The 20,842-nt window shown below is 62.7% G+C and carries 19 protein-coding genes and 1 pseudogene; 15 read left to right on the top strand and 5 right to left on the bottom strand.

Annotation, left to right across the window (positions count from 1 at the left end):
* The first annotated feature begins 173 nt into the window (after positions 1-173).
* Entirely contained in the window at positions 174-1,166 is a 993-nt protein-coding gene (locus tag LQ249_RS26405) for an AraC family transcriptional regulator (RefSeq protein WP_046382074.1), read from the top strand.
* Positions 1,167-1,299: 133 nt separating this feature from the next.
* Here the strand turns inward: LQ249_RS26405 and LQ249_RS26400 are convergent, their stop codons facing one another.
* Entirely contained in the window at positions 1,300-2,175 is an 876-nt protein-coding gene (locus LQ249_RS26400) for a LysR family transcriptional regulator (RefSeq protein ID WP_232565999.1), read from the bottom strand.
* A 114-nt stretch (positions 2,176-2,289) separates the two neighbouring features.
* Here LQ249_RS26400 and LQ249_RS26395 point away from each other — a divergent pair, with 114 nt between their 5' ends.
* The 3 genes from LQ249_RS26395 to catA are packed head-to-tail and all read left to right on the top strand — an operon-like array spanning position 2,290 to position 4,691.
* Positions 2,290-3,417 (top strand): muconate cycloisomerase family protein, encoded by a 1,128-nt coding sequence (locus tag LQ249_RS26395; protein WP_057005299.1) that lies wholly within the window; start codon positions 2,290-2,292, stop codon positions 3,415-3,417.
* A 12-nt stretch (positions 3,418-3,429) separates the two neighbouring features.
* Positions 3,430-3,720, top strand: coding sequence for a muconolactone Delta-isomerase (catC, locus tag LQ249_RS26390; RefSeq protein ID WP_232565998.1), 291 nt, complete (start codon positions 3,430-3,432; stop codon positions 3,718-3,720).
* Between the two features lie 41 nt (positions 3,721-3,761).
* Entirely contained in the window at positions 3,762-4,691 is a 930-nt protein-coding gene (catA, locus tag LQ249_RS26385) for a catechol 1,2-dioxygenase (protein WP_128192635.1), read from the top strand.
* A 127-nt stretch (positions 4,692-4,818) separates the two neighbouring features.
* Here catA and LQ249_RS26380 read toward each other — a convergent pair whose 3' ends face one another.
* A complete protein-coding gene (locus tag LQ249_RS26380; protein WP_017849466.1) occupies positions 4,819-5,292 on the bottom strand; it encodes an Lrp/AsnC family transcriptional regulator in 474 nt (157 codons plus the stop codon).
* Positions 5,293-5,436: 144 nt separating this feature from the next.
* On the opposite strand from LQ249_RS26380, the gene kynU reads away from it, so the two are divergent.
* Together kynU and LQ249_RS26370 are read left to right on the top strand one after the other, a co-directional pair.
* Positions 5,437-6,687, top strand: coding sequence for a kynureninase (kynU, locus tag LQ249_RS26375; protein WP_046488213.1), 1,251 nt, complete (start codon positions 5,437-5,439; stop codon positions 6,685-6,687).
* A 561-nt stretch (positions 6,688-7,248) separates the two neighbouring features.
* Complete coding sequence (locus LQ249_RS26370) at positions 7,249-8,655, top strand: amino acid permease (RefSeq protein WP_232565997.1); 1,407 nt, start codon at positions 7,249-7,251, stop codon at positions 8,653-8,655.
* Here the strand turns inward: LQ249_RS26370 and LQ249_RS26365 are convergent.
* On the bottom strand, positions 8,601-9,497 hold the full coding sequence (locus tag LQ249_RS26365) for a LysR substrate-binding domain-containing protein (RefSeq protein WP_046488209.1): 897 nt from the start codon (positions 9,495-9,497) through the stop codon (positions 8,601-8,603). The two genes, LQ249_RS26370 and LQ249_RS26365, sit on opposite strands and share 55 nt — an antisense overlap.
* Positions 9,498-9,681: 184 nt before the next feature.
* On the opposite strand from LQ249_RS26365, the gene LQ249_RS26360 reads away from it, so the two are divergent.
* From LQ249_RS26360 to LQ249_RS26340, 5 genes are all read left to right on the top strand, one after another.
* Positions 9,682-10,446 carry a sulfite exporter TauE/SafE family protein gene (locus LQ249_RS26360; protein ID WP_232565996.1) on the top strand — a complete coding sequence of 255 codons (765 nt, stop codon included), beginning with the start codon at positions 9,682-9,684 and terminating at the stop codon, positions 10,444-10,446.
* Positions 10,447-10,570: 124 nt separating this feature from the next.
* The gene (locus LQ249_RS26355; RefSeq protein ID WP_017847735.1) at positions 10,571-11,161 is read left to right on the top strand and encodes an NAD(P)H-dependent oxidoreductase; all 591 of its coding nucleotides are present in this window, start codon (positions 10,571-10,573) and stop codon (positions 11,159-11,161) included.
* A gap of 30 nt (positions 11,162-11,191) precedes the next feature.
* Positions 11,192-12,088, top strand: coding sequence for a LysR family transcriptional regulator (locus LQ249_RS26350; RefSeq protein ID WP_017847736.1), 897 nt, complete (start codon positions 11,192-11,194; stop codon positions 12,086-12,088).
* Positions 12,089-12,191: 103 nt separating this feature from the next.
* Positions 12,192-13,085, top strand: coding sequence for an NAD-dependent epimerase/dehydratase family protein (locus tag LQ249_RS26345; protein ID WP_232565995.1), 894 nt, complete (start codon positions 12,192-12,194; stop codon positions 13,083-13,085).
* Positions 13,086-13,300: 215 nt separating this feature from the next.
* A complete protein-coding gene (locus LQ249_RS26340; protein ID WP_079444687.1) occupies positions 13,301-14,746 on the top strand; it encodes a SulP family inorganic anion transporter in 1,446 nt (481 codons plus the stop codon).
* Between the two features lie 132 nt (positions 14,747-14,878).
* On the opposite strand, the gene LQ249_RS26335 is transcribed toward LQ249_RS26340, so the two are convergent.
* On the bottom strand, positions 14,879-15,259 hold the full coding sequence (locus LQ249_RS26335; protein ID WP_017847739.1) for a lysozyme inhibitor LprI family protein: 381 nt from the start codon (positions 15,257-15,259) through the stop codon (positions 14,879-14,881).
* A 248-nt stretch (positions 15,260-15,507) separates the two neighbouring features.
* On the opposite strand from LQ249_RS26335, the gene LQ249_RS26330 reads away from it, so the two are divergent.
* The 4 genes from LQ249_RS26330 to LQ249_RS26315 are packed head-to-tail and all read left to right on the top strand — an operon-like array spanning position 15,508 to position 19,593.
* Positions 15,508-16,857: a GntT/GntP/DsdX family permease gene (locus tag LQ249_RS26330; protein ID WP_198718519.1), complete on the top strand. Its 1,350-nt coding sequence runs from the start codon at positions 15,508-15,510 to the stop codon at positions 16,855-16,857.
* Positions 16,858-16,869: 12 nt separating this feature from the next.
* Positions 16,870-17,730: a MurR/RpiR family transcriptional regulator gene (locus tag LQ249_RS26325; protein ID WP_046488199.1), complete on the top strand. Its 861-nt coding sequence runs from the start codon at positions 16,870-16,872 to the stop codon at positions 17,728-17,730.
* A 1-nt stretch (position 17,731) separates the two neighbouring features.
* Complete coding sequence (locus LQ249_RS26320; protein ID WP_126588789.1) at positions 17,732-19,195, top strand: N-acyl-D-amino-acid deacylase family protein; 1,464 nt, start codon at positions 17,732-17,734, stop codon at positions 19,193-19,195.
* Positions 19,196-19,224: 29 nt separating this feature from the next.
* Positions 19,225-19,593, top strand: a complete 369-nt coding sequence (locus LQ249_RS26315) for a glyoxalase superfamily protein (protein ID WP_017847743.1) — start codon at positions 19,225-19,227, stop codon at positions 19,591-19,593.
* 605 nt (positions 19,594-20,198) lie between these two features.
* On the opposite strand, the pseudogene LQ249_RS31870 reads toward LQ249_RS26315, so the two are convergent.
* Positions 20,199-20,795 (bottom strand): annotated as a pseudogene (locus LQ249_RS31870) (methyl-accepting chemotaxis protein); the annotation flags it as partial.
* Positions 20,796-20,842 lie beyond the last annotated feature (47 nt).

Here is a 20,842-nt window from a genome sequence, read left to right as displayed (position 1 = left end):
ATGCGCTACTGTCATGCAGGGCGGTGCGCGCAGAAGTCGGTGGTTTATCCACATAGTCGAGCGTTGTTATCCACCCAGCAGTGAGACTGCCGCCGTGGCGCAGAACTTGCTGTCGATCTGTCACGACGCGCCGCCAGAGCGCGCAACCGCCTAACCGCCGTGGGTGCAGCCTGATGAGTAGCCATACACGCGATATCCGTATCGAACGCTTCGACCTGGAGGGCGCCCGCAGCTGGATGTCCGGCATCTGCGGGCCGCACCGCCTGGCGACGGCCACGCCCGAGCGCCTGCGTTTCCATCACAGCGCCAACGTGTTCAAGTCCCGCGCCACCACCTTGGGCGTGATCGAATACGGCACCGACGTGACCATCGACATCGAGGACGCCGAACACTTCAGCAGCTACAGCCTGAGCCTGCCTCTGGTAGGCGAGCAGGAGTTGAGCAAGAACGGCGAGCGCTTGAGTTCCAACCGCGATCAAGGCGTGATCATCTCGCCCAACGAGCACCAGGTGCTGGCGATTTCCGGCGATTGCCGCAAGTTGCAGGTGGTGATTACGCGGGCGGCGATGAGCGAGTCGCTGGAAGGGTTGCTGCAACGGCCGATCGAGGCGCCGCTGCGTTTCGAGCCGGTGATGGATGCGGTGGACGGCGCCCCGGCCTCGTGGTGGCGCATGGCGCGTTATTTCATCGCAGAGCTTGCGCGCAGCAGCGAGTTGTACGAGCAGGCGGCGTTTACCCGCGACCTGGAAAGCTCGTTGATCAAGGGCCTGATCCTTGCCCAGCCGAATAATTATTCAGAGGAACTGCGCGACGTGCTTGGCGTGAAGCTGCCGCACTACTTGATCCGCGCCCGCCAGCACATTCACGACAACGCCCGCGAAGCGGTGCATCTGGAAGACCTGGAAGCCGCCGCCGGGGTCTCGCGGTTCAAGCTGTTCGATGCGTTTCGCAAATACTTCGCGCTGTCGCCGATGGCTTACCTGAAAAAGTATCGGCTGGGGGCGGTGCGCCAGGAGATCCTCGAACACGGCTCCACCCGCACCATCTCCGAGATTGCCCTGGGCTGGGGCTTCACCCACCTGGGGCGGTTCTCGGCGGAGTATCGCAAGCTGTTCGATGAGTCGCCGAGCCAAACTTTGCAGCGCAAGCGCCTGCGCACTGTCTAAAAAACACCGCAGATTAAATGTAGGAGGGGGCTTGCCCCCGATGGCGGTGTGTCAGTCAGTAGATGTGTGGGCTGTCACACCGCTATCGGGGGCAAGCCCCCTCCCACATTAGATTTGCAGTGCCTGGGAGATTTCAGATCAGTTCTTCAACCAACTGCAAACAATGATTCAGCCCCGGCGACTGATCATTCACCCGCCGGCTGAGAATAATCGGCGAGGTCTCGGTGGCTTCCACCACCGGCGTGTAGCCGATGTCCGCGCGATGCAGCACCTGCACCGACGCCGGCACCAGCGTCACGCCCATGCCCGCGCCGACCAGGCCGATGGCGGTCTGCAACTCGTTGGTCCACTGCGCCACCTTGAGGCTCAAACCATGGGCGTCGAACAGCGCGATCACATGGTCGGCATAACTGGGCCGCGGGTTGCCGGGGTACAGCACAAACGGCTCGGCGGCCAATTGGGCGAGGGTGGCGGGCGCGCCCAGCAAGGCGTGGCCGGTGGGCAACACCGCAACCAGGCGGTCCTCGACCAGCACCCGCTGGACGATGGCCGGGTCATCGATGCGAATCCGCCCGAAGCCCACGTCGATCCGCCCGGCCTTGAGCGCTTCGACCTGCTGCAAGGTGGTCATTTCCGACAGCCCCAGTTCCAGCTCCAGCGCTTCATTGTTGCGCAGCCGCCGAATCAGCTCGGGCAGCACGCCATACAAGGTCGACGGCGCAAAGCCGATGCCCAGCCAGGTCTTCTCGCCCTGGCCGATACGCCGGGTGGTGTCGCAGACCTTGCCCAACTGCTCCAGCAGCACAGTGGCGTGTTCATAGAAAAACCGCCCGGCCTCGGTCAGCCGCAGCGGTCGGCCGCGCTCGAGCAGTATCACGCCCAATTCATCCTCCAATTGCTGGATCTGCCGGCTCAACGGCGGCTGGGCGATGTGCAGGCGTTCGGCGGCGCGGGTGAAGTTGAGGGTTTCGCCCAGCACCTGGAAATAGCGCAGATGTCGCAGTTCCATGACAGCTCCTTTGATACCTTGAAGGTATTGTGCGAGACCAATTCTATATTGGAAGCCACGAAAAATGCGGCACAGAATCGGCTCAAATCTATAAAGAACCCAACGGGTATAGCCATGCCGATTTGTGCCATCGAGTCGATCGAAACCATCATCGTCGACCTCCCCACTATCCGCCCGCACAAGCTGGCGATGCACACGATGCAGAACCAGACCCTGGTGATCGTCCGCCTGCGTTGCGCCGACGGCATCGAAGGCCTCGGCGAAGCCACCACCATCGGCGGCCTGAGCTACGGCAACGAAAGCCCTGACAGCATCAAGATCAACATCGACCGCCACTTCGCCCCGCTGCTGATCGGCCAGGACGCGAACAACATCAATGCCGCCATGTTGCGCCTGGCGCGCAGCATTCGCGGCAACACCTTCGCCAAGTCCGCCATCGAAAGCGCGTTGCTCGATGCGCTGGGCAAACGCCTGCACCTGCCGGTCAGCGAGCTGCTCGGCGGCCGCGTGCGCGATGCGTTGCCGGTGGCCTGGACCCTGGCCAGCGGCAACACCGAGCAGGACATTGCCGAAGCCGAGAAGATGCTCGACCTGCGCCGTCACCGCGTCTTCAAATTGAAGATCGGCGCCGGTGAGGTCAGTGCCGACCTGGCCCATGTGATCGCGATCAAAAAAGCCCTGGGCGAGCGCGCCAGCGTGCGCGTCGATGTCAACCAGGCCTGGGATGAAGCCGTCGCCCTGCGCGCCTGCAAGGTGCTCGGCGACAACGCTATCGACCTGATCGAACAGCCGATCTCGCGCAACAACCGCGCTGGCATGGCCCGGCTTCAGCTGTCGAGCCCGGTGCCGATCATGGCCGACGAATCCATCGAATGTGTCGAGGACGCTTTCAACCTGGCCCGCGAAGGCGCGGCTTCGGTGTTCGCCCTCAAGATCGCCAAGAACGGTGGCCCGCGCGCGGTGTTGCGCACGGCCGCGATTGCCGAAGCGGCCGGGATCGGCCTATACGGCGGCACCATGCTCGAAGGCGGCCTCGGCACCCTGGCCTCGGCCCATGCGTTTCTCACCCTGGACACACTGGCGTGGGGCACCGAGCTGTTCGGCCCGCTGCTGCTCACCGAAGACATCCTCACCGAGCCGCTGGTGTACCGCGATTTCCAGCTGCATGTCAGCACCGCACCGGGCCTGGGCCTGGCCATCGATGAAGAGCGCCTGGCGTTCTTCCGTCGTGACAACCACTAAGAGGCGCCTGCCATGTTGTTCCACGTAAAAATGAGCGTACACCTGCCCATCGACATGAACCCCGAACGTGCCGCCAGCCTCAAGGCCGACGAAAAAGCCCTGGCGCAGCGCCTGCAGCAAGAGGGCAAATGGCGCCATCTGTGGCGCATCGCCGGGCTCTACGCCAACTACAGCGTGTTCGATGTCGACAGCGTGCAGGAACTGCACGACCTGCTGATGCAACTGCCGCTTTATCCCTACATGGCCATCGAAGTGAATGCGCTGTGCCGGCACCCGTCGTCGATCCACGCGGACGACCGCTGAGCCTGTTTTATCCCCAATAATTACAAGATGAGGATTGCACCATGTCCATCCGACTGTCCCAGACTGCCCATGCCCAACAGTTTCTCGAAGAAGCCAGCGGCCACCGCAGCGAAAGCGGCAACCCGCGCACCAAGACGCTGATTTACCGGATCCTGCGGGACACGGTGAACATCATCGAAGACCTGGAAGTCACCCCCGAAGAGTTCTGGGCGGCGGTCAACTACCTCAACGAATTGGGTCAACACCAGGAAGCCGGTTTGCTCGCCGCCGGGCTTGGCCTGGAGCATTACCTGGACCTGTTGATGGACGCCGCCGACGAAGAAACCGGCAAAACCGGCGGCACCCCGCGCACCATCGAAGGCCCGCTGTATGTGGCGGGGGCGCCGCTGTCGAAATACGAAGCGCGCCTGGACGACGGCCAGGACCCGGGCGTGCCGCTGTTCATGCGCGGCCAGGTACGGGACACGCAGGGCAAGCCGTTGGCCGGGGCGATTGTCGATGTGTGGCAGGCCAATACCGGCGGCACTTACTCCTGGTTCGACACCGCGCAGTCGGAATTCAACCTGCGCCGCCGCATCGAGACCGATGCCCAGGGCAACTTCCGTTTTCGCAGCATCGTGCCGTCGGGTTATGGCTGCCCGCCGACCGGGCCGACCCAGCAGTTGCTCAATCAGTTGGGACGCCACGGGCAGCGGCCGGCGCATATTCACTTCTTCATCTCGGCGCCGGGGCATCGGCACCTGACCACGCAGATCAACCTGTCGGACGACCCGTACCTGCACGATGATTTTGCCTACGCGACACGGGATGAGTTGATTGCCGAAATTCGCTTCAGCGACGATCAGCACCTGGCGCGGGAACTGGGTGTGGAAGGGCGTTTTGCGCAGATCGATTTTGACTTCGAGGTGCAGCTTGCCGATGCGCCGCTGGAGCAAAAGCGCATGCAGCGCGTGCGTGCATTGGAAGATTGATCAACGCGGTCAAAAAATGTGGGAGGGAGCTTGCTCCCGATAGCGGCGGATCAGTAAACATTTAACTGACTGACACACGGCTATCGGGGGCAAGCCACCCTCCCACATTGTTTTGTGGTGTGGCTGACTATTTGCGCAGCACCAGGTCCAACACTTCATCGCGATCCTTGATCTTCTGCAACACGATCTCCGAGCGGATATCCATCACCCCCGCCGTGCGGTTCAGGTGGTTCACGATAAAGTCCGAAAAGTGCTTGAGGTTGCGCGCCTGCACCCGCAGCACGTAGTTGCTGGCGCCGGTGATCACGTAGGCGCTGGCCACTTCCGGCCAGCCTTGCACCTTCTGGATAAACGTCTCGTGCCAGTCCTCCACGTCCTGGCGCACCGACAGGTGGACGATGGCCTCGAGTTCGATCCCCAACCGCTCGGCATTCAACACCGCCCGATAGCCGCTGATGATGCCTTCGCTTTCCAGCAGGCGCAGACGGCGCAGGCAGGCGGAGGGCGACAGCGCGACTTTTTCTGCGAGTTCCTGGTTGCTGATACGGCCGTCCTGTTGCAGGAAATGCAGGAGGCGCAGGTCGGTGGCGTCGAGAATCATGCTTAGAATAAATCCGCGTGTTTTCGGTTGAACTTCGAATTTCCTACAGCTTAATTAGCCTGTTGCCCACAACTTTGCACGAAAATTCTCTAAAACTTCGCTCATTATTTACGGCATCTTCACTTATAAAAACCAGGACAGCCCATGATCACTCGAAGCCATTGCCAAGCCCTTGACGACCAGGACCGGTTGGCGCCGCTGCGTCACCAGTTCGCCTTGCCGCAGGGGGTGATCTACCTCGACGGCAACTCCCTCGGCGCACGTCCGGTGGCCGCGCTTGCGCGGGCGCAGCAGGTGATCGCCGAGGAGTGGGGCAATGGCTTGATTCGCAGCTGGAACAGCGCGGGTTGGGCGGACTTGTCCCAGCGCCTGGGCAATCGCCTGGCGCCGTTGATCGGCGCGGGGGAGGGCGAAGTGGTGATCACCGATACCACTTCCATCAACCTGTTCAAGGTGCTCAGCGCCGCCTTGAGCGTGCAGCGCCAACGCGCGCCGCAGCGCAAGGTGATCGTCAGCGAAGCGAGCAACTTCCCCACCGACCTGTACATCGCCGAAGGCCTCGCCGAACTGCTGCAACAGGGCTATTCGCTGCGCCTCGTCAACAGCCCGGACGAACTGCCCCAGGCCATCGACCCGGACGTGGCGGTGGTGATGCTCACCCACGTCAACTACAAGACCGGCTACATGTACGACATGCACGCGCTCACCACGTTGAGCCACGAGTGCGGCGCGCTGAGCCTCTGGGACCTGGCGCATTCGGCAGGTGCGGTGCCCATCGACCTGCATCGGGCTGGCGCCGATTATGCGATCGGTTGCACCTACAAATACCTCAATGGCGGCCCTGGCTCCCAGGCGTTCGTGTGGGTCAACCCGGCGCTGGTGGACGTGGTGCGCCAGCCGTTGTCGGGCTGGTTCGGGCATACCCGGCAGTTCGCCATGGAGACGCGTTATGCACCGAGTGCCGGCATCGCCCGTTACCTGTGCGGCACCCAGCCGATCACCTCGCTGGCCATGGTGGAGTGCGGCCTGGAGATTTTCGAACAGACCGACATGGCCAGCCTGCGCGGTAAATCCCTGGCCTTGACCGACCTGTTTATCGCATTGGTCGAAGCCCGCTGCGCCGCCCATGGCCTGGTGTTGATCACCCCGCGCGAGCACGCCAGACGCGGCAGCCATGTGAGTTTCGAACACCCTGAAGGTTATGCGGTGATCCAGGCACTGATTGCCCGTGGAGTGATTGGCGACTACCGCGAGCCGCGCATCATGCGTTTTGGTTTTACGCCGCTGTACACCTGCTTTACCGAAGTGTGGGACGCCGTGGAAATCCTCGGTGAGATCCTCGACAACCGCACCTGGGACCAGGCGCAATTCAAGGTCCGTAACAGCGTCACTTGAATAAACACAGACAACAATGGGGGGAGGGAGCTTGCTCCCGATAGCGCTGTATCAGCGTGTGAATCCGGCGACCGACACACCGCCATCGGGGGCAAGCCCCCGATGGCGGCGGATCAGTCACCGAGGTATCGACTGAAAGACTGCTATATGGGGTCTGCGGTGTTCATCCACTGAGTGTCTGACGCAGGCTCAATGTGAGAGGGGGCTTGCCCCCGATGGCGGCGGGTCAGTCACCTAGGTATCAACTGAAAGACTGCTATATGGGGCTGCGGTGTTCATCCACTGAGTGCCTGACGCAGGCTCAATGTGGGAGGGGGCTTGCCCCCGATGGCGGCGGGTCAGTCACCTAGGTATCAACTGAAAGACTGCTATATGGGGCTGCGGTGTTCATCCACTGAGTGCCTGACGCAGGCTCAATGTGGGAGGGGGCTTGCCCCCGATGGCGGCGGATCAGTCACCTAGGTATCAACTGAAAGACTGCTATCACCAGCAAGCCCCCTCCCACAGGGGATCTGTGGCAACAGACAAATCGTGCAATCACAACAATAAGGGGCACACCACGTGACCACGCCAAACGACGGCTTTGCAGAAATCACCCACCGCGAACTGGGCCTGAGGCGCCAGCTCTCTTCCGGCCAGATGAGCATGATCGCCATCGGTGGCGCCATCGGCACCGGGCTGTTCATGGGCAGCGCCTATGCCATCGGCTATGCCGGGCCCAGCGTGCTGCTGAGTTACGCCATCGGAGCGTTGATCACCTTGCTGCTGATGGGCTGCCTGGCGGAGATGACGGTGGCCCATTCCACCTCCGGCTCCTTCGGGGCCTACGCCGAGTTCTACATCAGCCCGCTGGCCGGGTTCCTGGTGCGCTACGCCTATTGGGCGGCGATTGTGCTGGCGGTGGGCGCCGAGGTCACGGCGGTGGCGATGTACATGAAGTACTGGTTCGCCAACGTGCCGGAGTGGGTGTGGATCGTGTCGTTCTCCAGCGTGCTGATCCTGCTCAATGCCATCAGCGTGAAAACCTTCGGCAACTTCGAATACTGGTTTTCGACGATCAAGATCAGCGCCATCGTCGGTTTCATCCTCCTCGCGGTGTACGTGGTGTTCGGCTCCGGCAACCCGCAGTACGGGGTGCAGAACTACACGGCCCACGACGGCTTTTTCCCGCATGGCTTGAGCGGTATGTGGATCGCAGTGATCGTCTCGATCTTCAGCTACTTGAGCGTAGAGATGATCGCCGTCGCCGCCGGTGAAGCGGCCGACCCGGAGCAGGCGGTGAAGAAAGCCTTTCGCGCGACCATCGTGCGCCTGGTGGTGTTTTACCTGCTGACCCTGGCGCTGATGCTGGCCATCGTGCCGTGGAACCAGGCCGGGCAGACGCAGAGCCCGTTCGTCACAGTGATGCAGACCCTCGGCATTCCCGGCGCCACCGGGGTGATGAATTTCGTGATCCTGATCGCGGCGCTGTCGGCGATGAACAGCCAGCTCTACATCACCACGCGCATGATGTTCAGCCTGTCCCGCGCCGGCTTTGCGCCCAAGTCCATGGGCGCGTTGAGCAAGAGCGGCATCCCGCTGAACGCCTTGTTGCTGTCCAGCTCGGGCATCGGCCTGGCGACCTTGCTTAACGTGGTCTACCCGGAAAGCTCGTTCACGCTGATGATGGCGATCTCGATGTTCGGCGCGATCTTCACCTGGTTCATGATCTTCCTGACGCACCTGTTCTTCCGCCGTTATCGCAAGCGTCATGGCGGGGCGAAGTTGTCGTTCCAACTGCGCCTGTTTCCCTACAGCACGCTGCTGGGCCTGGTGCTGATGGGCGCGGTGATGATCACCACGTATTTCACCGACGCGTTCAAAATGACCTTGGTGTTCGGCGTGCCGTTCCTGCTGATTCTGTCGGCGGTGTATTACGGGTTTTTCCGCAAGGGCAGGGCCAAGGCGTCGAGCAAGGCCCTGGCATAACCCGGCAGGTGTTCGAACGAGCGCGCGCATAACAGCAGCGTTCGACAGGCCCAAGCTTCTCGCAACGGCTGGGCCTTGACGCGCTGCGCCCACGGCCAGCGCGCCAGCGCCGCCTGGGGCACGATCCCCAGGCCCGCGCCGCGTGCGACCATGCGCAGCACGCCGTCAAAACCTTCGGCGCGGATCCGCGTGTGCAAGCGAAACCCCGCGTGCAACGCCTGTTCTTCCAGGTACACCGCCAGCGCGCTGTGGGCGGCCAGGCCCACATAGTCGTAATGCAGGCTGTCGATAAAACTCACCGTACTTGCCGCCAACGGATGTTCCAGCGGCATGACCAGCACCAGCGGATCGTCGCGAAACGCCAGGGTCTGCAAGCCGTGGGTGTCCACCGCGTCGGAGATGATCCCGAGGTCTGCGGTGCCCTGGCGCAAGGCCTGGGTGATGCGCAGGCTGGGCAGTTCCTGCAGGTCGATGTCCAGGTTGGGGTGGTCGCGCAGGAAATCCGCCAGCAGTTCCGGCAGGTATTCGCTGAGGGCGGTGGTGTTGCACAGCAGGCGCACCTGGCCTTTGACGCCGTTGGCGTATTCCGCCAGGTCCTGTTGCAGGTGCTCGGCCTGTTGCAGCAACAGCCGGGCATGACGCGCCAAGGCCTGGCCCGCGGCCGTCGGCGTGACGCCACGGCGGCCGCGTTCAAGGCATTCAACCCCGAGCGCAGCTTCCATCGCGCGGATGCGCGCGCTGGCGGCGGCCAGGGACAAGTGGCTGCGGCTGGCGCCGGCGGTGATGTTGCCGGCATCTAGGACGTGCAGGTAGAGGCGCAGGTCGATCAGGTCAAAGTGCATGGCTGGAAGATTTCCTTTCGCTGGACTGGCGCTATCGCGAGCAAGCCCGCTCCCACACTTGGAATGCATTTCAACAGTGGGAGGGGGCTTGCCCGCGATGGCGGCATCAGCCTCATGCAAAACAAGAGGCTGCCTCAGTATATGGTGAATTTTCGCGCCCAGCGAAAAGCCCCACACTCGGCCGATGACAACCTTCCTCGCGTTCTACCAAAACCTCGGCCCCGCCCTGACCCTGCTGGTGATCGGCACCTTCCTGCTGGCCGGCACCGTCAAAGGTGTGATCGGCCTGGGCCTGCCCACCGTCGCCATGGGCTTGCTCGGCCTGGCTATGTTGCCGGCGCAGGCTGCGGCGTTGCTGATCATCCCTTCGACGGTGACCAACCTTTGGCAACTGGCCTTCGGCGGCCACTTGAGCGTGTTGCTCAAGCGCTTGTGGCCGCTGTTGCTGTTGATTGTCCTCGGCACCGGGTTGGGCACGCTGTGGCTGGGAATGGGCAGTGGCGCCGGGGTGGTGCGCGCGTTGGGCGCGGCCTTGCTGGTGTATGCGTTGAGTGGGCTGTTCCTGCCCGCATTCAAGGTGACGCCCGCGACCGAGCGTTGGTTGGCGCCGGTGTGTGGGCTGGTCACCGGCCTGATCACCGCGGCCACCGGCGTCTTCGTGATTCCGGCGGTGCCGTATCTGCAAGCGCTGGGGTTGAATCGCGATCAGTTGGTGCAGGCGTTGGGGCTGTCGTTCAGCGTGTCGACACTGGCGCTGGCGGCCGGGTTGGCCTGGCGCGGCAGCCTCGGCGGCGGCGAGATCAATGCCTCGTTGTTGGCGCTGGCGCCGGCCTTGTTGGGCATGTGGCTGGGGCAGGCGTTGCGCCAACGGATCGGTGCCGTGTTGTTCAAGCGGGTGTTTTTTATCGGCATGGCGCTGTTGGGCGCGCATCTGTTGATCAGTGGATAAAGGCAACAATAGAGTTAGATTCGTGACTTTTAGTCAAATGTATTTTGCCGCGCCAAGGCTTATTCCGCGCAAGGCACATCGATACCCTGCCTTCAGACATTTTTAATCTCAAGGCGCTCCCTCCATGAAAAAAGTCCTGCTGCTCAACGGCGGTAAAAAATTCGCCCACTCCGACGGTCGCTACAACACCACCCTGCATGACGCTGCCGTGGCTGTGCTCGACCGTGGCGGTATTGACGTCAAGGTCACGCATATCGATGAAGGCTACGATGTGGCCGAAGAAGTCGCCAAATTCCTCTGGGCCGACGTGATCATCTACCAGATGCCCGGCTGGTGGATGGGCGCGCCATGGATCGTGAAGAAGTACATCGACGAAGTCTTCACCGAAGGCCACGGCAGCCTCTACGCCAGCGATGGCCGTACCCGTTCCGACGCCTCGCAGAAATACGGCAGCGGCGGCCTGATCCACGGCAAGCAATACATGTTGTCGCTGACCTGGAACGCCCCGCAGCAAGCCTTCGACGACCCGAGCGATTTCTTTGAGGGTAAAGGCGTGGACGCGGTGTACTTCGCGTTTCACAAGGCCAATGAGTTCCTCGGCATGACGGCTTTGCCGACGTTCCTCTGCGTGGACGTCATGAAGCGCCCGGCCATCGACGCCGATGTGGCGCGCTACGAGCAGCATCTGGCGCAGGTGTTCGACCTCTCGGTGTAAGCTGCGCTGAACCGAGAAAGAGGACAGCCTGTGAAAGCCCGATCCGATGAGCTACAGATCTTCGTCAACGTGATTGAGTGCGGCTCGATTTCGGCGGCGGCGGAGCAGGTCGGGCAGACGCCGTCGGCGGTCAGCCGCACCTTGTCGCGCCTGGAAGCGAAGCTCGACACCACGCTGATCAACCGCACCACGCGGCGCATGGACCTGACCGAGGAGGGCAAGTACTTCTTCGAACAGGCCAAGGTGATCCTGGCGCAGATGGATGATCTGGAGGAGCGCTTGTCGTCGCGCCAGAAGAAACCGGCGGGGCGCTTGCGCATCAACGCCGCCGTGCCGTTCATGCTGCATGGGATCGTGCCGTACATCGCCGAGTTTCGCGGGCTGTACCCAGAGATCCAGCTGGAGTTGAACAGTGATGACTTGATCATCGACCTGTTGGAGCAGAGTACCGACATTGCGATTCGCATCGGCGCGCTGGCCGATTCCACCCTGCATGCGCGATCCCTGGGCTGCACCCCGCTGCATATCCTCGCCAGCCCCGCTTACCTCAAGCAGTACGGCACGCCGACCACGGTCGCCGAGTTGGCCGAGCACACCTTGCTCGGCTTCACCCAGACCGAGACGCTCAACCACTGGCCGTTGCGCCACGTGGCGGGTGACCGCTGGCTGATCGAGCCCGGCATTGCCGCGTCCAGCGGTGAAACCGTGCGCCAACTGGCGCTCGAAGGGCAGGGCATTGGCTGCCTGTCGAACTTCATGACCAGCGACGACATCGACGCCGGGCGCCTGGTGCCGCTGCTGGAAGCCTTCAACAGCGGTTATCGCCAGCCGATCCACGCGGTGTTTTACCGCAACTCGCAACTGGCCTTGCGCATCCAATGCTTCCTGGACTTTATCCAGGCCAAGCTGGCGCGGTACGCCTGCTGATTCGTGACCTGCGCGCAAGATTGAATTGGGCAACACGGTCTTATTCGCCAGGGATGGGGGCTTGATACTGGGCCCATCACTTACTCAGTCAGGAGAGACCTCCATGAACGTATTCGTTACCGGCGCCGCCGGATTTATCGGCGGCTCCATCGCCACCGGCCTGGTCAAGGCCGGCCACCATGTGACGGGCCTGGTGCGCAGCGCCGAGCAAGCCGCCGAGATGACGGCCCTGGGCATCACCCCGGTCATCGGCACCCTGGATGACCGTGCGGTGTTGACCGAACAGGCCAGGCAGGCCGACGCGGTGATCAACGCCGCCAGCAGCGACCATCGCGCGGCGGTGGAAACGCTGTTGGCCGCCTTGAAAGGTTCGAACAAACCGTTCCTGCACACCAGCGGTTCGAGCATCGTCGGCGATGCATCGGGCGGCAAGGCCAGCGATGTCATCTACGTCGAAGACCACCTGCCGGAACCGACCGTCGACAAGGCCGCACGTGTCGCCATCGACAACCTGATCCTGGCGGCCGCCCAAGACGGGGTGAACTCGGCGGTGATCTGCAACACCCTGATCTACGGCCACAGCCTGGGCGTGAAGCGCGACAGCGTGCAACTGCCGCGCTTGCTCAAGCAGGCGCGCAAGAGCGGGGTGGTGCGCCATGTCGGCACGGGGCAGAACATCTGGTCCAATGTGCATATCGAGGACGTGGTCGCGCTCTATCTGCTGGCGCTGGAGAAGAATGTGCCGGGCACGTTCTACTTCGTGGAAAGCGGTGAAGCGGCGTTCATCGACATGACCACCGCCATCGCCGAAGCCCTGAACCTGGGCAAGCCGCAGGACTGGCCGTTGGCCGACGCAGAAGCCGAATGGGGCTATGAAATGGCCAACTACGGCCTGGGCTCCAACAGCCGGGTGCGCGGCAAGCATGCCCGTGAATTGTTGGGGTGGGTGCCCAAGCGCACATCGGTGGTGGAGTGGATTCGCCGCGAAATGGTCTGATGTCGGCGTGAGACCGTGGTGCACCCTTCGCGGGCAAGCCCACTCCCACATTTGACGGTGTTCACACCTCGATAACGGGTGCACCGATCAAACCATGGGAGTGGGCTTGCCCGCGAACGGGGCATCCCGGTCAATCTGCCCTGACGCTTCACTGGCCCCACCGCCCGCATTTCCGTACCATTCCCTGCCTTATTCCCCGCAATGCCCGGTACCTCATGAACCTCACCCGTCTTCGCGCCGACGCCCTGGCCGGCCTCACCACGTCTTTTGCCTTGCTGCCCGAGTGCATCGCCTTTGCCCTGGTGGCGCATCTCAACCCGCTGATGGGGCTCTACGGCGCGTTCATCATCTGCACCCTCACGGCATTGTTCGGCGGGCGGCCGGGGATGGTCTCTGGCGCCGCAGGGTCGATGGCGGTGGTGATCGTCGCGCTGGTGGTGCAACACGGCGTGGAGTATTTGCTCGCGACGGTGCTGCTGGGCGGGCTGATCATGCTGGTCTTCGGCCTGCTGCGCCTGGGCAAGCTGGTGCGGATGGTGCCGCACCCGGTGATGCTGGGGTTCGTCAACGGCCTGGCGATCATCATTGCCTTGGCGCAGTTGGAGCATTTCAAGAGCGGTGATACCTGGCTCAGCGGCACGCCGCTGTATGTGATGAGCGGCCTGGTGCTGGTGACCATGGCCATTGTCTACCTGTTGCCGCGCCTGACCCGTGCCGTGCCGCCCGCCCTGGTGGCGATCCTCGGCGTGGGCCTGGCGGTGTACCTGCTGGGCTTGCCGACGCGCACGCTGGGCGACATGGCCCACATCGCCGGTGGCCTGCCGAGCTTCGCACTGCCGCAGATCCCCTGGAGCCTGGATACCCTCGGCATCATCGCGCCCTACGCGTTTCTGATGGCAATGGTCGGCCTGCTGGAAACCCTGTTGACCCTCAACCTCACCGACGAAATCACCGAGAGCCGCGGCTACCCCGACCGCGAAAGCATGGCCCTGGGCGCGGCGAATATGCTCTCGGGCCTGTTCGGCGGCATGGGCGGTTGCGCAATGATCGGGCAAACCGTGATCAACCTCAGCTCCGGCGGGCGCGGGCGTTTGTCCGGGGTCTTGGCTGGGGTGATGATCCTGTTGTTCATTCTGTTTCTGTCACCGCTGATCGAGCGCATTCCGCTGGCGGCGCTGGTCGGGGTGATGTTCGTGGTGTCGCAGCAGACCTTCGCCTGGGCGTCGCTGCGGGTGATCAACAAGGTGCCGCTCAATGACGTGCTGGTGATCATCGCGGTGACCGTGATCACCGTGTTCACCGACCTGGCCACGGCGGTGCTCTGCGGGATCGTGATCGCGGCGCTGAACTTCGCCTGGCAACAGGCGCGTGAACTGTACGCCGATGAATATCTGGAAGCGGACGGCAGCAAACTCTACCGCGTGCATGGCACGTTGTTCTTTGCCTCGACCACGCCGTTTTTGAATCAATTCGACCCGGCCAACGACCCGGCCGCGGTGACGCTGGATTGCCGCCACCTGAGCGTTGTCGACTACTCCGCGATTGCCGCGCTGATGACCTTGCGCGAGCGTTACAGCAAGGCCGGCAAGCATCTGCGCGTGCTGCATTTGTCCGAGCGCTGCAAGAAGCTGCTCAAGCGCGCCAAGGTCCATCACGACTGACCGCAACCTCTGTAGGAGCGAGCTTGCTCGCGAAAAAACCGAGAGCGCCACGTCTATCCAGGCAACACGCGTCATCGTTGACGATTTTCGCGAGCAAGTTCGCTCCTACGGGAGGGCGAGGGTTTTCATTCATTACGGCCCGACCAGGTCTTCCAGTTCCTGGGCGCGGGTCTGGGTCATGTCCAGCACACAGGCGGAGCCGTTGACCTGATCGATGCTGCCGCCGGTGGCACTGCCGGCAAAGGCGCAATTGGCATCGCGGTATTTGATCCACAGGCGCTGCACGTCCTGCAATTGCTGCTTGCGCGCGCCTTCCTGGGCGGCGAGGGCGGTCTGGTAGGCGGTGTTCAGGCGTTTGTCCTGCACCTTGGCCTGCTGGGTGTTGCACTTGACCATGTCGACGGTCGTGTTGGCGCTGTCCATGCATTTCTTCAGTGCGGCGTTGTCGGCGGCCGACGCGCTGCCGCACAGGGCGAGCAGCAGGGCGCAGGCGGTGAGAGAGGTGCGGGTCATGATCGAGTGTCCTGGATGTTCGTGGGGGCGCATTTTAAGACTCAAGCGTGCGCGTTGAGTTTCCGGTCTTTTCTGAATTTGATGTAAGAACACCCCCCGAATTTTCATGCACGGCCGTTGGGCATGTCCCAACGCGACAGCGCTTATCTGTGGGCGAAAATTACTTTCATAAAAATTGAAAATGCTCCTCGGTAATGATTTATGAGTTTCACAACCAATTCGACGTGACCCTTTCCGAGGAGTACCGCATGGCCGCATCACCGGGCTTCGGGCTATTGGCATACGCCGCCATCGCCATCATTGCTTTGATCGTGCTGATTGCACGTTACCGACTCAACCCGTTTATCGTCATCACCCTGGTGTCCATCGGCCTGGCGCTGATGGCCGGGATGCCGGCGGACACCATCATGGGCTCCTACGAAGCGGGCGTCGGCAAAACCCTGGGGCATATCGCTCTGGTGGTTGCGCTGGGCACCATGCTCGGCAAGATGATGGCTGAATCCGGCGGCGCCGAGCAGGTGGCACGCACGTTGATCAACCGGTTCGGCGAGCGCAACGCCCATTGGGCGATGGTGTGCATTGCCTTTCTGGTGGGGCTGCCGCTGTTTTTCGAGGTCGGTTTTGTGTTGCTGGTGCCGATCGCCTTTACCGTGGCGCGGCGTGTGGGGGTGTCGATCCTGATGGTCGGCTTGCCGATGGTTGCCGGCCTGTCGGTGGTGCATGCGCTGGTGCCGCCGCACCCGGCGGCGATGATGGCGGTGCTGGCGTATAACGCCTCGGTCGGGCAGACCGTGCTCTATGCGATTTTGATCGGCATTCCCACGGCGATCATCGCCGGCCCGCTGTACGCCAAGTTCATCGTGCCGCGCATTCACCTGCCGGCGGAAAACCCGCTGGAGCGCCAGTTCATCGAACGCGAGCCACGCAGCCGTTTGCCGAGTTTCGCCCTGACCATGGGCACCATTCTGTTGCCGGTGGTGCTGATGATGATCGGCGGCTGGGCCAATCTGATTTCCACGCCCGGCAGCGGTTTCAACCAGTTCCTGTTGTTTATCGGCAACTCGGTGATCGCGCTGCTGGTGGCGACCCTGGTGAGTTTCTGGACCCTCGGCCTGGCGCAGGGTTTCAACCGCGAGTCGATCCTCAAGTTCACCAACGAATGCCTGGCGCCGACCGCGAGTATCACCTTGCTGGTGGGCGCGGGCGGCGGGTTGAACCGGATTCTGGTGGACGCCGGCGTGACCAACGAAATCCTCGGCCTGGCCCATGCGTTCAACCTGTCGCCGCTGGTGATGGGCTGGTTGTTCGCCGCGTTGATGCGTATCGCCACCGGCTCGGCCACCGTGGCCATGACCACCGCTTCCGGGGTGGTTGCGCCGGTTGCGCTGGGCCTGGGTTATCCACACCCTGAATTGCTGGTGCTGGCGACCGGGGCGGGTTCGGTGATCTTTTCCCACGTCAACGACGGCGGCTTCTGGCTGATCAAGGAATACTTCAATATGACTGTGATCCAGACCTTCAAGACCTGGACCGTATTGGAGACCCTGATTTCGCTGGTCGCCTTCGGTCTGACGTATGGTCTGTCCTGCGTCCTGTAACCCGGAGCCTCCATGGACATCCTCTACCAGATCCGCGCCCGCCAGGCGTCTTTCAGTGCCGGCGAAGGGCGTATCGCCAAGCTGATGCTCGATGACGTGGGCTTTGCCGCGTCGGCTAGCCTGGAGGCGTTGTCCCAACGCGCCGAGGTCAGCACCGCCACGTTGTCGCGGTTTGCGCGCAGCGTCGGGTGCCGGGATTTGCGCGACTTGCGCCTGCAACTGGCCCAGGCCAGTGGCGTGGGCAGCCGCTTCCTCGACCCGGCGGGCAAGCCTGAGCAGTCGGGGTTTCATCGGCAGATTCTCGGCGATATCGAAGCGACGTTGCGCCAGCACCTGTCGGGGTTCGATCAGGCCGGCTTCGTCGATGCGGTCAGCCTGCTGGGCAAGGCGCGGATGATCCACGCGTTCGGCATGGGCGGCCCGTCGAGCCTGTGCAGCGAGGAGTTGCAAGTGCGTCTGGTGCGCCTGGGCTATCCGATTGCCGCCTGCCATGACCCGGTGATGATGCGCGTCACGGCGGCGACGCTGGGGCCCGAGCAGGCGCTGATCGTCTGTTCGCTCAGCGGCCTCACCCCCGAGTTGCTGGACGTGGTGGCCCTGGCGCGCAACTACGACACGCCCATCGTCGCCATCACCCTGGCCGCTTCACCCCTGGCCGGGCTGGCGGATGTGGTGCTGGCGCTGCAACCGGCCGAAACCAGCTTCATCTACAAACCCACGGCGGCGCGCTACGGCATGCTGCTGGCCATCGACCTGCTCGCCACCGAGCTGGCGCTGGCCATGCCGGACGACAACCAGGAACGCCTGCGCCGCATCAAGCTGGCCCTCGACGACTATCGCGGCGGGCCCGACAGCCTGCCGCTGGGAGACTGATATGCAGTACGACACGCTGATCCGCCAGGCGCTGGTCATGGATGGCCGCAACACGCCTGGGTATGTCGCCGATGTGGGGCTGCGCGACGGGCGTATCGAGGCGATCGGCGACTTGTCGGCCGCGCTGGCCACGCACGTGATCGACGCCCGCGGCCGGGTGTTGGCGCCGGGGTTTATCGATGTACACACCCACGATGACACGGTGGTGATCCGTCAGCCGCAGATGCTGCCCAAGCTCAGCCAGGGGGTGACCACGGTGATTGTCGGCAACTGCGGCATCAGCGCCTCGCCGGTGAGTTTGCGCGGTGAGCCGCCGGACCCGATGAACCTGCTGGGCCCGCGTGAAGCGTTCACCTATCCGCGTTTTGCCGATTACCGCGCCGCCGTGGAACGCGCCCAGCCGGCGGTCAACGTCGCGGCGCTGATCGGCCACACGGCGCTGCGCAGCAACCATATGGACGACCTGCATCGCAGCGCCACTTTCGATGAAATCGCCGCGATGCGCGCGCAGTTGCGCGAAAGCCTGGAGGATGGCGCCCTTGGCTTATCCACCGGCCTGGCCTACGCCAGCGCGTTCAATGCCGAGACCGATGAAGTGCTGCAACTGAGCGAAGAACTGACGGCGTTCGGCGCGGTGTACACCACCCATCTGCGCAGTGAGTTCGAGCCGGTGCTGGCGGCCATGGACGAGGCGTTTCTGATCGGTCGGCATGCTCAGGTGCCGGTGATCATTTCCCACCTCAAATGTGCCGGTGCGGGTAACTGGGGGCGTAGTCCGCAGCTGTTGGCGGCGCTGGAGCAGGCGGCGAAAACCCATCTGGTGGGGTGTGATTGTTACCCCTATGCGGCGAGTTCTTCGACCCTGGATCTCAAGCAAGTCACCGATGCATTTCGCATCACCATCACCTGGTCGACCGCGCACCCGGAAATGGGCGGGCGCGACTTGCAGGCGATCGCCGCCGAGTGGGATGTTTCGCTGATGGACGCGGCCCGTCGCCTGCAACCGGCGGGGGCGGTGTATTACGGCATGGACGAAGCGGATGTGCGCCGTATCCTCGCGCATCCGCTGTCGATGGTCGGGTCGGATGGGTTGCCCGAAGATCCGTTCCCGCATCCGCGCTTGTGGGGCGCGTTTCCACGGGTGTTGGGTCACTTCAGTCGGGACGTCGGGCTGTTCCCGCTGCACACGGCGGTGCATAAGATGACCGGCTTGTCGGCGGCGCGGTTCGGCTTGTCGGAGCGGGGCGAAATCCGTGTAGGGCACTGGGCCGACTTGGTGCTGTTCGATCCGCTGCGCGTGCGCGATGTGGCGGATTTCAAGGCGCCGCAGCAGGCGGCAGAAGGGATTGATGGCGTGTGGGTCAACGGCGTGTTGAGCTACAGCGACGGGCAGCCGAATGGTCAGCGGCCGGGGCGGTTCCTGGCGCGCAGTGGGGATTTGCGGGCTGGGTTTTCGACTCTATAGTGGGTGCTCTTACACACGGAGCGGTTGCCATGCACTTAGGAAAAGTCACCCCCATCCTGCGGATTTTCGACGAGGCCAAGGCGTTGGAGTTTTATGTCGACTTCCTTGGGTTCAAGGTCGATTGGCAGCATCGCTTCGAGGCGAATTTTCCGTTGTACCTGCAGGTGTCGTTGGGTGAGTGCGTGCTGCATTTGTCCGAGCACCATGGCGATGCATCGCCGGGTGCGGCGGTGCGGATTCAGGCGCAGGGTGTAGACGCCTATCAGCAGCAATTGCAGGGCAAGGACTATCGTTTTGCCAAGCCAGGCGTTGAAGAAATGCCCTGGGGTTCGCGGGAGATGAGCATCCACGATCCGTTTGGCAATCGGCTGGTGTTTGTCGAGGAAGGCGAGGGCTGAGGGGTAAAGCGCAGGCAATAAAAAACCGCCTTAGTAGGGCGGTTTTTTTGTGCAAACCCGGTTTGCGGCTGGGGTTGCGATCTCACAGGAAGCACTGACGTGTTGGCGATACTACTGCCGCTTCGGGGCTTTATGCAAGGCCTGACGATAGGTGGTCTTTCACTTGAGCCCCGCAAAAAACAGCAACAACTTTTAAGGGGAATTGGCCGTTGCTTGTCACACCTTGGCGTAGGGGACTGAGCTTGTATCGCCCTCGTTCTGCGTTCATCGTGAGGTAGGTTGGCTGGGTTCGCGCGCAAATTTTGGACCGACTGCCACGGGCTAGTAATCCGTGCCGGATTCATGCAAGAGGACCATAAACCCAGCCGCCTCACAGGAGCACTGACGTGCGTCCAAAGGCTCACATGTTCCGGTAAGTGCGCTGGAGGTAAGGCCCAACTCATGGAGGGCCGAGTATGTCTAAGTTTGCACGACGTGCGTGGAACCTCGTCATGAATGCCTTGCGTGTTTATCACGTATGGACATTCCTGCGAGACAGCTTCGATGACCGCTAAGGTCTGAGAAGTGGAGCCGCCCCGGTGCAGACCGAGGCGGCTTTTTGGTTTTTACACCCGGAAGTGGCTGACCATCTGCTGCAACTGGCTGCCCAAGCGCGCCAGTTCCACACTCGATTTGGCTGTCTCGTCACTCGCGGTGGCGGTCTGTTCCGACACATTGCGCACGTTGACGATGCTGCGGCTGATCTCTTCGGCCACGGCGCTTTGCTCTTCGGCCGCCGCGGCGATCTGCTGGTTCATCGACTGGATGTTCGACACCGTGCGGGTGATGTTTTCCAGGGATACGCCGGCCTTGCGCGTCAGTTCGACGCTGCTGTCGGTGAGGTTGCGGCTGTTGTTCATCACCACGGCCACCTGCTGGGTGCCGTTCTGCAAGCCGGCCACCAGGCCTTCGATTTCTTCGGTGGATTTCTGCGTGCGCTGGGCCAGGCCACGCACTTCGTCGGCGACGACGGCAAAGCCGCGACCGGCTTCACCGGCACGCGCTGCTTCAATCGCGGCGTTGAGCGCGAGCAGGTTGGTCTGCTCGGCCACGGCCTTGATCACGTCCATCACGCTGCCGATTTTGTTGCTCTCTTGTTGCAGATGGCTCATGGCGTCGGTGGAGCGCGCCACTTCGGCGGCCAGGCGTTCGATCTGGGCGATGGCTTCGGCCACCACTTTGTCGCCTGCGCGGGCTTGGCCATCGGCAT

Source organism: Pseudomonas sp. 7-41 (assembly GCF_021233075.1).
In the GTDB taxonomy this organism is placed as follows: domain Bacteria; phylum Pseudomonadota; class Gammaproteobacteria; order Pseudomonadales; family Pseudomonadaceae; genus Aquipseudomonas; species Aquipseudomonas veronii.
This window is presented reverse-complemented; position numbering and strand designations above follow the sequence as displayed.